The sequence below is a fragment of the Pseudomonas sp. PDNC002 genome, from assembly GCF_016919445.1.
Taxonomy (GTDB): Bacteria; Pseudomonadota; Gammaproteobacteria; order Pseudomonadales; family Pseudomonadaceae; genus Pseudomonas.
On sequence record NZ_CP070356.1, the window covers coordinates 5,682,790 to 5,695,070 of the forward strand.

At 65.3% G+C, this 12,281-nt stretch carries 10 protein-coding genes; 2 read left to right on the forward strand and 8 right to left on the reverse strand.

Annotated elements, in window-relative coordinates:
• Positions 1-221 precede the first annotated feature (221 nt).
• The 6 genes from JVX91_RS25595 to recQ form a co-directional block, all read right to left on the reverse strand.
• A complete protein-coding gene (locus tag JVX91_RS25595) occupies positions 222-2,309 on the reverse strand; it encodes a FimV/HubP family polar landmark protein (protein ID WP_345890264.1) in 2,088 nt (695 codons plus the stop codon).
• A gap of 446 nt (positions 2,310-2,755) precedes the next feature.
• The gene (slyA, locus tag JVX91_RS25600; RefSeq protein ID WP_045212475.1) at positions 2,756-3,190 is read right to left on the reverse strand and encodes a transcriptional regulator SlyA; all 435 of its coding nucleotides are present in this window, start codon (positions 3,188-3,190) and stop codon (positions 2,756-2,758) included.
• A gap of 120 nt (positions 3,191-3,310) precedes the next feature.
• Positions 3,311-4,327 (reverse strand): DUF2804 domain-containing protein, encoded by a 1,017-nt coding sequence (locus tag JVX91_RS25605; RefSeq protein ID WP_205336859.1) that lies wholly within the window; start codon positions 4,325-4,327, stop codon positions 3,311-3,313.
• 423 nt (positions 4,328-4,750) lie between these two features.
• The gene (locus JVX91_RS25610) at positions 4,751-5,914 is read right to left on the reverse strand and encodes a diguanylate cyclase (protein WP_205336860.1); all 1,164 of its coding nucleotides are present in this window, start codon (positions 5,912-5,914) and stop codon (positions 4,751-4,753) included.
• A 97-nt stretch (positions 5,915-6,011) separates the two neighbouring features.
• Positions 6,012-6,287, reverse strand: coding sequence for a hypothetical protein (locus JVX91_RS25615; protein WP_205336861.1), 276 nt, complete (start codon positions 6,285-6,287; stop codon positions 6,012-6,014).
• A 104-nt stretch (positions 6,288-6,391) separates the two neighbouring features.
• Entirely contained in the window at positions 6,392-8,536 is a 2,145-nt protein-coding gene (gene recQ / locus JVX91_RS25620) for a DNA helicase RecQ (RefSeq protein WP_205336862.1), read from the reverse strand.
• Positions 8,537-8,732: 196 nt separating this feature from the next.
• On the opposite strand from recQ, the gene JVX91_RS25625 reads away from it, so the two are divergent.
• Both JVX91_RS25625 and JVX91_RS25630 read left to right on the forward strand, forming a co-directional pair.
• Positions 8,733-9,320 (forward strand): YecA family protein, encoded by a 588-nt coding sequence (locus JVX91_RS25625; protein ID WP_205336863.1) that lies wholly within the window; start codon positions 8,733-8,735, stop codon positions 9,318-9,320.
• 51 nt (positions 9,321-9,371) lie between these two features.
• Positions 9,372-9,770: a YbaN family protein gene (locus JVX91_RS25630; RefSeq protein WP_024766143.1), complete on the forward strand. Its 399-nt coding sequence runs from the start codon at positions 9,372-9,374 to the stop codon at positions 9,768-9,770.
• A gap of 385 nt (positions 9,771-10,155) precedes the next feature.
• Here the strand turns inward: JVX91_RS25630 and JVX91_RS25635 are convergent, their stop codons facing one another.
• Positions 10,156-11,580: a heavy metal sensor histidine kinase gene (locus JVX91_RS25635; protein WP_205336864.1), complete on the reverse strand. Its 1,425-nt coding sequence runs from the start codon at positions 11,578-11,580 to the stop codon at positions 10,156-10,158.
• Positions 11,577-12,269: a heavy metal response regulator transcription factor gene (locus JVX91_RS25640; protein ID WP_205336865.1), complete on the reverse strand. Its 693-nt coding sequence runs from the start codon at positions 12,267-12,269 to the stop codon at positions 11,577-11,579. The genes JVX91_RS25635 and JVX91_RS25640 overlap by 4 nt, the downstream gene beginning before the upstream one ends.
• Positions 12,270-12,281 lie beyond the last annotated feature (12 nt).

A 12,281-nucleotide genomic window follows, 5' to 3' on the forward strand; every position in this document is an offset into this window, starting at 1 on the left:
GCGGAGCCTCTCCGCGACGGACCGAGCGGTTTTTGTAGGAGCGGAGCCTCTCCGCGATGGACCGCGCGGCTTTTGTAGGAGCGGAGCCTCTCCGCGACGGACCGAGCGGCTTTTGTAGGAGCGGAGCCTCTCCGCGACGGGCCGGCATGGCCCGCATCCAGCGATTACCGCGCCCATGAAAAAGCCCGGCAGGTGCCGGGCTTTTTCATTCAGACAATGGATCAGGCAATCAGCGCCAGCAACTCGCGGGCTTCGGCCTTGGCCTTGGAGTCGCCGTTCTCGATGACCTGCTTGAGAATGCGATAGGCCTCCTCCAGGTTGCCCTGGTCGATGCAGGCGCGGGCGCGGTCGAGGCTGGCCAGCAGCTCGTCGTGCTCGCTGCCCAGATCGTCCGGCAGCTCGAAGCTCAGGTCATCGTCCACCGCCTGCGCCTTGCGGCCCTGGCCAAACATCTCGCCATGCTCGCCCAGGTCCAGCTCGGTGATTTCCGGCAGCTCGTGCAGGTTGCTGCGGAAATCCGTCGGCACGCCCTGCTCGACCTTGGCCGCGACCTTGCCCTGCTTGGGCGACTCGAAGGGGTTGTCGAGCTTGTCCCAATCCAGATCCAGCGAAAGATCGCTGAGGTTCATCGCGAAATCGGCCTGGTCGTCAGCTGCAGAAGCCTGCGGAGCGGCGGCCGGTACCGGCTCGGCGACATCGCCCAGTTCCAGGTCGTCCCAATCGGTGAGGGTCTCGCCAGTGGGGCCCTGCAGTTCGTCCTCGGGACGAGCCAGCATGGCCGGATAGCGGGACTTCAACTGGTCGATCTGCTTCTGGTCGCCACCGATGGCCACCAGGCTGCGCTCTTCCTCGTGGAAACCGATCACATCACCCAGTTCCGCCAGCACCATCAACAGCTTGATCCGCAGCTCGCGGCGTTGCGGCTCGGCGGCCACGGCCTTGCGCAGCATGTCGCGGGCCTGGTTGAAGCGGCCGTAGGCGATGTAGATATCGGCGCCTTCCAGGCTGTCGGCGCTGGCGGCAGGCAGGCGAGCGACGCCAGCCTCCGGCGTGGCAATCACCACCGGATGCGGAATCGGTACCGGCGCGACCACTGCGGCAGCCAGCGGCTTGGCCGGCGGAAGCGGCCTGATCGGTTCGGCGGCAGCAGCCTGGACCGGCGGTTTCTCCACCGGCTTGTCGTTGCGCTTGCGGCGTGCCACGAGCAGACCGATGAGCAATGCGCCCAGAGCCCCGGCGCCCAGCCACGGCCAGTAATTGAACCCGGAGTCGGCGGTAGTGGCGGCCGGTTGGGCGGTCGGCGCTTGCTGAACGTCCTGTGCCGGCGAGGCTTGCGGCGCGACTGCGGCCGGGGTAGCCGGCGCGGCACCGGTTGCCGTATTGGCGCTGGAAGCATCGGCAGCGGGCGCGGCGGCCGACGGTGCGTCCTGACGACGGCCCAGCTCAGCCTGCAGGGACTGAACCTGCTGGTCGCGGCTTTGCAGCGCCTGCTGCAGCGACTCCAGCTGTTTCTGCATGTCGTCCATGCGCTGGTTCAACTGGTCGCGCTGGGCATTGGCGATCAGCAGATCGGCCTCCACCTTCGCCAGGTCGCCCGTGGGCGCCGGCGCGATGGCGGCTGAAGCCGGTGCCGAAGCGTTGTCCGGAGCCGACGCTGTGCCAACGGCGCTTTCCGGCGCAGCAGCGGGGACGCTCGCACTTGCCGGCGGCGCGGCAACTGTCGGTTGGGTGGACGGTGCGCTGGCGGTGCCGGCGAACTGCTGCCCCTGCGGCAGGACCAGCGTCTGGCCAACCTTCAGGCGGTGCGGGTCACCATTGACGAATGCCTGCGGATTGAGCGTGACGATGCTGTCCATCAACTGGCTACGGGACGCGCCGGAACCGCTCAAATGCGAGGTGATCTTCCACAGGGTGTCGTTGCGTACGGTGGTATAGCGACCGTCCCCCGCCGGCAGCGGCGGCTGCGCGGGCGCACTGCGTACCGGCGCCGAGCGGTAGGAGGAGGAACGCACTGGCGCGCTTTCGCTGATGCCCACGCTGGCGGCCACGCTGCGGTTGGCGCTGTACTCCGGCGGATCGAGCAGCACGGTGTATTCGCGCAGCAGGCGACCGTTGGGTCGCTCCACCGCCAGCAGGAAATTCAGGTAGGGCTCGTGAACCGGTTGGGTCGAGACCACCTTGATGTAGCCGCGACCGTTGCGGATCACCGGAGTGAAACGCAGGTTCTGCAGGAACACGAAGCGATCGACGCCGGCGTTCTCGAAATCGACGGGGTTGGCCAGCTTGGCGACCAATTCGTCGGAGGTCATGTCGCCCGTCTGGAGCAACGCGATCTCGGCGTCAAGTGGTTGGTTGAGGCCTGAGTGCAGCGTTATTTCCCCCAGGCCGAGGGCATTCGCGTGAGCGGAAACAAAGACCGAAAGCGCGGCTAGCGTCAGCGGAATTCTATTTATTCGAGCCATAACCCCATCCCATTGTCCGGGTCTGCACGCCATTCCCTGACTACTCGAAAGCAGCAGGCGGAGCCTGTCCATACACTGAACGCCATGCCGGACTGCAGACCGTCACGCACTACCCTCTGTACCTTGCAGAGTACAGGCCGTCTGATATCACGGATTAGGTGGTGTGGAGAGATTGGTCAAGATAAATCGTCGAAAAACCGGCGAATGGTTCGGGTATGGGTAGCGAATGGCCGGCGGCCCCACCGGGAACCGCCAGAAAAATGGCTACTCTACCGAAAAACGTGACGAAATGCTCAATTTCGCTCGAGATTGCCGAGAATCCGACTGAGCGTTTTCTGACACAGAGCGATTTCCTCTTCGGAAATCCCTGCCAGCACTTCGTTGCGCACGGCGGCGGCGATGTTCTCGATATCGGTGATCAGGACATCCGCCTTGGGCGTCAGCGCGATGCGCTTGGCGCGGCGATCCTCGGCCACTGCCTGGCGGCGGACCAGCCCCTGGGCTTCGAGACCGTCGAGCAGGCGCGCCAGGGTCGGCCCTTCGACACCGACCGACTGGGCCAGCTCACGCTGGGTCGGTGCGGCGGAGTGGCGCGCGAGGTGCAGCAGCACCAGCCAGCGCGCCTGGGAAAGCCCGAGATGGCTGAGGCGGCGGTCGAGTTCAGCTCGCCACGCACGCGAAGCCTGGGCCAGTTGGGTACCGAAGTAGTGCTTATCGTTATCTGACATTGCGTCGGGCTTTCTGATGAGAGAATCGAGGGATGAATCAGCTAAGTTGATTTGACTAATTATTAGCCAGCTAATCAAGCCCGTACAATGACAGATTGTCGCAGGGTGTGACGCTCTACCTCACCATTTCGCATATTGGTCTTCGACGAAGCCCCACAGATTGTCGATCCGTACTTCCGCCTGCCCCGCCGGTTTCAGCACGCCGCTGAAGCGCCCGAAGATCTGCTTGAAGTTGCTCGCCAGCACGCCGAGGTTCAGCCGTTCCTGGTGCAGGCCGTGGGCTTCGAAGCGCAGATCGACCTGGCCGTCGAAGGAACGGATGGTCCATGGCTTGAGCGGATGATCGCGGTCGAAGTCGAAGCGCACTGTATCGACCTTCACCAGCCGGCCATCCAGCCAGTAGCAGTTCTCGGTGAAGCTGGTTTCGTTGACGCCGCACGACAGGTTCAGGCCGATCCGCTGCCCCTGCGCCTCACCGGACAGGCAGGCCCAGTTCCAGAAGGTCTCGCGGCGCATGTAGCCGGCGGACCAGTCGTGGTGTGCGTAGGCGTCCAGCGCGCGCAGGTCGTAGTTGCCCAGTGCGCTGCGCACCTCGCCCTGGCAGTGCACGCCCGCGACCTTGCGCGCATAGACCCAGCCGTTGACCGCCGTCGGGGTGCAGATACTCATGGGTTCGAAGGCCGGCTGCTCCTCGCTGAAGCGCGCATCGATGCGCGTGCCGTCGTCCAGCTCCACCAGCAAGCGTTTCTCCAGTGGCGAGGAGCCATTCTCCAGGCGCAGCAGGTTGCGCCCCTGGCGCAGTTCGCAGACGCCGTCATTGGGGTTCTGCGAGAAGCTCGAGCCTTTGCCCAGCGGGCATTTGAACTGCCGTTCGATCATCCGCCCGCTCTCGGGGTGGTAGAGGTAGACGAAGCCGATGGATAGCAGGCTGAGATCCGCCAGCGCGCAGCCGCCGATCAGCGTCGGGCTGATCAGGCCGAAATACTGGAACTGGTGGAAGCTGCGCCACTTGCTCAGCGCGCCGAGGCGACGGCCCATGGGCGAGCGGAAGTCGAAATCGCGATGGTTGATCGTTGCCGGAGTGGTGGGAAAGATGCCGTAGTGCGGTTGGCCGTTGGGCTGGATCAGCTGCTGCATGGGCGCGGGCTCGGTGGCGGAGTCCGGCGAATCCTAGCACCGGCCCCACGCACGCCGCAGTCACGCACGGCGCCAGCTCGGGGGACGGAATGGGCCATCCTCTCGTCGCCAATGCCCCTCACCCTAACCCTCTCCCAGAGGGAGAGGGGACCGTTCGGTGCGGGACGAAACTACGGCCTCAGCCGGCGCAGCCTGCCCCTCTCCCTGAGGGAGAGGGAGTGTTCGATGCGGGAAGAAACCACGGCCTCAGCCGGCGCAGCCTGCCCCTCCCCCTGAGGGAGAGGGGCGTTCGGTGCAGGAAAAAACCATGGCTTCAGCCAGCACAATCTGCCCCCTCTCCCTGAGGGAGAGGGTTGGGGTGAGGGGGAAGCATCGGCATACACGACCGCAGGAAACAGGCCAGCGCTTCACGCTCCGGCCCAATCAAGCCACGACCTGGTTGCGCCCGAATGCCTTGGCCTCGTATAGCGCCCGGTCAGCATGCTCGTAGATGCTGCGCAGCGGATGCCCGGTCTCGGGCCACAAGCAGGACACACCGATCGACAGCGTCACCTCCTCCGCCGTCAGCGACCCCTCATGGGCGATACCCAACTGCTGCACCGAATGCCTGACCACTTCGGCTCGTTCCCGCGCCTCGCGTTCGCTGGCGCCATAGAGCAGCACGGCGAACTCCTCGCCGCCCAGGCGCACGGCCATGTCCAGCGGGCGTCGGGCGCTGGCGGCAAGCACTTCGCCGATGCGCTGCAACACACCATCGCCGGCCTGATGGCCATAGCGATCGTTGTAGGCCTTGAAGTGATCGACATCGCAGAGCAGCAGCGCCAACCCCACGCTCTCCCGTTGCGCCTGGCGCCACAGGCGCTCCAACTGGCGGTTGAAGCTGCGGCGGTTGTGCAGGCCGGTGAGGCTGTCGTGCTCGGCCATCACCTTCAGCAGGCGGCTGATCAGGAAATGCTGGCGGGACTTGTAGTCCAGCAGGTAGCAACCCACTGCGCCGACCAGGTTGCCGAAGAACAGGAACACCACGTTGCTGATCAGTTTGGGTAGCGGCAGCGCGGCATACAGTTCGAATCCCACGTAGGCGAGGAAGATCACCAGGGCACTGGCCACCGCTTCGGCGAAGCGCAGGCCGATGAGGAAATAGGCGGCCATGCTGACCAACAGCAAGCCTTCATAGGGATAGGTTGGATCGACCCGGTGGGCGATGCCGGCGATAGCGGCGGCGCCAATGCCAACGCTGAGGATGCAGGCCAGGCTGAGCGGCACCAGCAGGTGAATATGCCGGCGCTGCAGTATCAGCGCGCCGCACACAGTCAGCAGCACCAGCACACCGATGCGCACGGCGAGCATCTGCCAGTGCTCCGGCCCCTGGATCAGGAGAAAGTCGATGGCCGCCAGCGCCAGCCAGATCAGGACGCCGATGCACAGCGCCGTGCGCTTGAGATCGAAGTTGTCTTCCAGCAGATACTGACGGTACTGCGCCTCGAGCTCAGGCTCGAAGCGCAGACGGCGGAAGCCCCGGGAGAGCTGCTCGGCATAGGGGTTGGAGCGCACGTCGTCCAACCAGCTTTGTTGTGTCACGTTCACCTCTTCTCGTGGAGGTCTAAGTGCCACCATAGCTGTTCGAGATGCGCGTCACAAGTTTGTCGTTTTGCCCTGTCACGAAACTGACGGTTTGCCGCTATCACCAGCGATCGTCCCGTGAATTCCGGTAGCGGTCGTAACCGTGGTAGGAGTCATTGCAATAGCGCCGCTCGGAGCGGCTGTGCTGCTTGCGACAGTCCCGGTAATCGTCGTCATCGTCGTCCTTGGACATGATCACCAAGCCCGCCACCAGCGCGACTGCGGCAACGCCGATCAAGGCGTTCTTGCCGCCCTCGGTCAGCCCGCCGCCACTGGCGCATCCACTGAGTTGCCCTACGACCAGCAGCCCTGCCACTACCCGTATGAACCTCGACATCTCGCACCCGTGCAAGTGATGGAATCTGTCGAGTTGGACTGGTGGGGAAATGCGCCGTTGCTGGCACATTGATATTTAGTCTGTAACGCCGTATTTCGCGGCGATCAGACTTCCAGCTCGGCCTGCAGGGCGGCGCGCACGCAGTGCAGCACGCCCAGCGGCACGCGGCCTTCGAACAGCTCGGCGATGGCGGTGACCGGCGGCAGCTCGCCGTCCTCGTCGAGGAAGGCGTCCTGGATTTCACCGAGCAGTTCCTCGGGCAGATCCAGCGCCTGCTCCAGGCCCAGCTGCTGGCGGCCAATGGCCTCGGCCAGCAGGCTGTAGACGTTCTTCTCGCTGCAATCGAGCTGGCGGGCGATCTGCGCCGGAGTCATGCCGGCGCGCGCCAGGGTCACCAGTTCGTGGCTCAGATCGGCTACCGGCGCCGGCGTCGCGGGCGCCGCCTCGGATTCGTTGAGCACATCGAGGAAGGCCTGGCCGTAGCGTTCCAGCTTGCGCGCGCCAACGCCGCTGACCTGGGCCATGGCGGTGAGCGTGGTCGGCTGGCTGCGGAGCATTTCCAGCAGGGTCGCATCGGGGAAAATGACGTAGGGCGGCACCGAATGTTCCTGCGCCAGCTTGCGTCGCAGGGTGCGCAGGGCTTCCCACATCTCGCGCTCTTCCTGGCGCACCAGTTGGCTGGCCGAACTGGCGCCACCGGAAGACGACGACTTGTTGCGTTGCGGCTTGGGATCGCGGCGCAGGGCCAGCGTCTCTTCGCCGCGCAGCAGCGGACGGCAGGCCTCGGTCAGGCGCAGGCCGTTGAAGCCATCGACGTCCACGTCGGCGAAGCCGCGGGCGACCAGTTGGCGGAACAGCGTGCGCCATTCGTCCTCGGCACGCGACTTGCCGATGCCGAATACCGCCAGGTGCTGGTGTCCGACGCTGCGCACTTTCTCGGTGTCCTTGCCCAGCAGAACGTCCACCAGATGGCCGACGCCGTAGCGCTGGCCGCTGCGGTAGATGGCCGACAGCGCCTGGCGCGCAGGTTCGGTGGCGTCCCAGGTTTCCACACCGTCGACGCAGATGTCGCAGTGGCCGCAAGGGTTGGGCATCACTTCGTCGAAATATGCCAGCAGCGCCTGGCGGCGGCAGCGGGTCTCCTCGCAGAGCGCCAGCATGGCTTCGAGCTTGTGCCGCTCGACGCGCTTGTGGCGCTCGTCGCCCTCGGAGTTCTGCATCATCTGCCGCAGCAGCAATACGTCCTGCAGGCCGTAGGCCATCCAGGCGTCGGCGGGCAGGCCGTCGCGGCCGGCGCGGCCGGTTTCCTGGTAGTAGGCTTCGAGGCTTTTCGGCAGGTCCAGGTGCGCGACGAAGCGCACGTTGGGTTTGTCGATGCCCATGCCGAAGGCGATGGTGGCGACCATGATCAGCCCTTCCTCGTTGAGGAAGCGCTTTTGGTGGTACGCGCGCAGGTCGTTGGACAACCCGGCGTGATACGGCAGCGCCGGGAAGCCCTGGGCGGAAAGGAACTCGGCGACCTCCTCGACCTTCTTGCGCGACATGCAGTAGACGATGCCGGCATCGCCCCGGCGCTCGGCCAGGAAGCCCAGCAACTGCTTGCGCGGCTGCTCCTTGGGCACGATGCGGTAGAAGATGTTCGGACGGTCGAAGCTGGAGAGGAACTGTTCGGCATCCTGCAGGTGCAGGCGCTGGATCATCTCCTCGCGGGTGCGCATGTCCGCCGTGGCGGTCAGCGCGATGCGCGGCACCTGCGGGAACAGTTCGGCGAGCTGGCCCAGTTGCAGGTATTCCGGACGGAAGTCATGGCCCCACTGCGACACGCAGTGCGCTTCGTCGATGGCGAACAGGCCGATCTCCAGGCGCTGCAGGAAGTCCAGCATGCGCGGCTGCACCAGGCGCTCGGGCGCCAGATAGAGCAGCTTGATCTCGCCCCGTTGCAGGCGTGCGGCGATCTCGCGCTGGGCCTCGGGGCTCAGCGAGGAGTTCAGCGCCGCGACCGGCACACCCAGCTCGTCGAGCGTGGCGACCTGGTCTTCCATCAAGGCGATCAACGGCGAAACCACTACCGTCAGGCCGTCGCGCAGCAGCGCCGGGACCTGGAAGCACAGCGACTTGCCGCCGCCGGTGGGCATCAGCACCAACGCATCACCGCCATTGGCTACGCGCTCGATGATCCGCGCCTGATTGCCGCGGAAGGCGTCGTAACCGAAAACGTCTTTGAGGATGCGCAGGGCCTGATCGAGCATGGGGGACTCCGAATGAAGCCGCGCATTATACGCAAGCGATCCGGTCGCGGCCGGCACCTTGTCCGGGAAACTGCGGAAAAATCCGTCACATGCGTCCGAACCCCGCGTCGGCACAGGCCGGAAGGGTATTTCGCTTTTGCCGCGGGGCCGCGGAAAGACTACAATTCGGGACCGATCACCTCCGAGGTAGTACCCGATGTCCTTCGCCGACCAATTGTCCCGCCTGCAAGCCTTTCTCGATGCCGATGACCTGCACGAGGAAGCCTTGGACTACATGGCGGCACACGGCTACCTGACTGCCCTGGCGATCTGCCCGGAGGAAGTACCGGAGCGCGAGTGGATCGACGCCCTGTTCGCCGAGCCGCCGCACTACCGCAGTGAGGAAGAGCGCACCGAGATCGAATCGACCCTGGTCCAGCTCAAGGCGCACATCATCCGCCAGATGGCCGGTGACGAAGAGCTGGAGCTGCCCTGCGAACCCTACCTGGGCGACGAGCCGGACGACTCCGACGTCCGCGGCTGGTGCATCGGCTTCATGGAAGGCGTGTTCCTGCGCGAGGCCATCTGGTTCGAGCAGGCCGAGGAAGAAGTCAGCGAGCTGCTGCTGCCGATCATGGTCGGTTCCGGCCTGTTCGACGAACAGCCCGAGTTCGACGAGATCGCCAGCGACCGTGGACTGGTGGACGACATGGTCGCGCAGATCCCCGAGCTGCTGACCAACCTGTTCCTGCTGTGCCAGGCCCCGGAAGAGAAACCGGCCCTGCTCAAGCCGCGCACCCACTGATCCGCTGCCGGAGCCGCGCAACGCGGCTCCGGATTCGTTTCGCGCACGTCGATGCCACGAGAAATCCGCCAAAGCCGCCACGCCTGGGTTCGCTACTGCCTGCTGGGTATCGGCTGGCTCAGTGTGGCGCTGGGCGTAATCGGCATCTTCCTGCCGGTGCTGCCCACCACGCCTTTCCTCCTGCTCGCCGCCGCCTGCTTCATGCGCAGCTCCCAGCGTTTCTACGACTGGCTGGTGAACCACCCGAAACTCGGCCCGTGGATCCGCGACTATCTCGACGGCGAAGGCATTCCGCTCAAGGGCAAGGTCTACGCCATCGGCCTGATGTGGTGCAGCATCCTGATTTCAGGATTCATCGTGCAGCGGCCCTGGGCCTGGGCGTTCATGCTGACCAGTGCGACGCTGGTGAGCATCTACCTGATTCGGACGAAAACGCGGCGATTGGATTGAGTCCGCTGCGGGCTCGAATACCCTCTCCCCAGCCCTCTCCCTGAAGGGAGAGGGAGCCGTTCACAGCGCCCGACCAACTCGGCAATTCGCCTGATACCAATCCAGCCCCTCTCCCTGAAGGGAGGATGGGCCGTTCACAGCGCCCGGCCAACTCGGCAATTCACCTGATACCGATCCAACCCCTCTCCCTGAAGGGAGAGGGAGCCGTTCACGGCACCCGGCCAACTCGGTAATTCGCCTGATACCAATCCAGCCCCTCTCTCTGAAGGAAGAGCGGGCCGCTCACGGCGCCCGGCCAATTCGGTGATTCGCCTGATGCCGATCCAGTCCCCTCTCCCTTCAGGGAGAGGGTAGGGAGAGGGGTATTGCCCGAGCACTGAAGCCCTCAGACTGGCACCACCTCCCCGGCCAGTCCGCCATCATCCGTTCGCCCAACCACCGGCCCCACCGCATCCACCGTAAAGCCGAAGGTATTCACCCCACCTTCGCTGCGCACGAGCACCGACCCGCCATGCATGCTCGCCACCGCCTTGACGATGGACAATCCCAGCCCATGGTTGCTCTGGCTGTTGGCGCGGGCCAGGTCCGCGCGGTAGAAGCGCTCGAACACCCGCGCGCGCTGCTCGGCGCCGATGGGCTCACCCGGATTGCTGACTTCCACCTGCGCAGCACCGCGCTCGTCGCTCAGGCGAACCTCGATGCGGCCACCGGGTGCCGTGTGCTGGGCCGCGTTGTATAGCAGGTTGGTCACAGCGCGCTGGAACAGGGCTCGCTCGACGCAGGCTCGGGCATCGCCGCGCAAGTCGACCTGCACACCTCTCTCGTCGAAGATGACGTCGAGGAAATCAAGGGTCGTCGCCACTTCGCTGGCCAGCGAGGTTTCCACCCGCTCGGCCGCCATTCCACCCTGGTCGACGCGGGCGAGGAACAGCATGTCGTTGACGATGGCACGCAGGCGCTCCAGTTCTTCCAGGTTGGATTGCAGGACTTCCTCGTAATCCTGCGCGCTGCGCTCGCGGGACAGTGCCACCTGGCTCTGGCCGATCAGGTTGGCCAGCGGCGTGCGCAATTCGTGGGCGACGTCGGCGTTGAAGGACTCCAGACGCAAGTAAGCCTGCTCCAGGCGGTCCAGCGCTTCGTTGAAGGATTTCGCCAGGGCCGACAGCTCCGCCGGGAGGGGTTCCAGCCGCAGGCGTTGCGACAACTGTTGCGGGCTGATCTGCCGCGCCTCGGCGGACAGCTCGTGCAGCGGGCGCAACCCGACGCGGGCGATCCAGTGCCCGCACAGCGTGGCCAGCGCGATACCCAGCGCGGACAGGACGAACAACGTGATCAGCGTCGCCTGGCGCGCCTGCTGGAAAGCCACGCTGTCGATGGCGGTGAGCAGCACCAGCGTGGGCCGTTCGCCACTGGCCGGCAGCAGCCCCACGCGGGCAGACAACGGCGACTCGTGCCCCGGCAGCATCAGCTCGGCATAGCCCTTGCCGGTCCCCAGCAAGCGCCGCACCGGCTCCGCAGGCTCGCCATAGTGGAAGCGCGGATCGGCGCTATCGATCCAGAAGCGAATCAGCCCGTTCTCCTGGCTCAGGGTATTCAGCTTGAGCTGCATGTACGACCAGCGCTGGGCGAGGTCCGGCTTGTCGAGCATGCGCGCGACCAGGTTGAACCGGGTATCCAGCTCGGAACGCTGCAAACGCTCGATCTGCGCGTCGAGCACGCAATAGAGGGCCGAGCCGATCAGCAGGAAGATACCCAGCGCGGCGGCGGCGAACATGCCGGCCAGGCGCGTCGACAGCGACAGTCCTTTCACGCTTCACGCTCCTGGGCGGCGCGGCTTTCCAGCACATAGCCCATGCCACGGATAGTGTGCAGCAACTTGGTGTCGAAGGGCCCGTCGAGCTTGGCGCGCAGACGCTTGATGGCGACCTCGACGACATTGGTGTCGGTGTCGAAGTTGATGTCCCAGACCAGCTCGGCGATGGCCGTCTTGGAGAGGATTTCCCCACTGCGCTGGGCCAGCACGCAGAGCAGCGAATACTCCTTGGCGGTCAGTTCCAGGCGCGTGCCGCCGCGCTGTACGCGGCGGCTGACGAGGTCGATAGCGAGATCGGCGATACGCATCTGCGTGGCGCTTTCCAGGTGCGCGCCACGCCGGGTCAGGGCCTGCAGGCGCGCCACCAGTTCGAGGAAGGAGAATGGCTTGATCAGGTAGTCGTCAGCGCCCTCGCGCAGGCCGCGCACGCGGTCTTCCACGCGCTCGCGGGCGGTGAGCATGATCACCGGGGTCTGCCGCTGTTCGCGCAGCGCGCGCAGCACACCGAAACCATCGATGCCGGGCAGCATCACGTCGAGGACGATGACATCGTATTCGCCGTTGAGCGCCAGGTGCCGGCCGTCGATGCCATTGGCCGCAACGTCCACGGTGAAGCCCTGTTCGCTCAGGCCGCGCTGCAGGTAGTCGGCGGTCTTGCTCTCGTCTTCGACAATCAGTACGCGCATGCCCGGGCTCCG

Excerpts from the sequence above, each read along its gene's own strand:
- JVX91_RS25595 (WP_345890264.1), bottom strand. The coding sequence starts at position 2,309 with ATGACCTCCGACGAATTGGTCGCCAAGCTGGCCAACCCCGTCGATTTC.
- slyA (WP_045212475.1), bottom strand. The coding sequence starts at position 3,190 with ATGTCAGATAACGATAAGCACTACTTCGGTACCCAACTGGCCCAGGCT.
- JVX91_RS25605 (WP_205336859.1), bottom strand. The coding sequence starts at position 4,327 with ATGCAGCAGCTGATCCAGCCCAACGGCCAACCGCACTACGGCATCTTT.
- JVX91_RS25615 (WP_205336861.1), bottom strand. The coding sequence starts at position 6,287 with ATGTCGAGGTTCATACGGGTAGTGGCAGGGCTGCTGGTCGTAGGGCAA.
- recQ (WP_205336862.1), bottom strand. The coding sequence starts at position 8,536 with ATGCTCGATCAGGCCCTGCGCATCCTCAAAGACGTTTTCGGTTACGAC.
- JVX91_RS25625 (WP_205336863.1), top strand. The coding sequence starts at position 8,733 with ATGTCCTTCGCCGACCAATTGTCCCGCCTGCAAGCCTTTCTCGATGCC.
- JVX91_RS25630 (WP_024766143.1), top strand. The coding sequence starts at position 9,372 with ATGCCACGAGAAATCCGCCAAAGCCGCCACGCCTGGGTTCGCTACTGC.
- JVX91_RS25640 (WP_205336865.1), bottom strand. The coding sequence starts at position 12,269 with ATGCGCGTACTGATTGTCGAAGACGAGAGCAAGACCGCCGACTACCTG.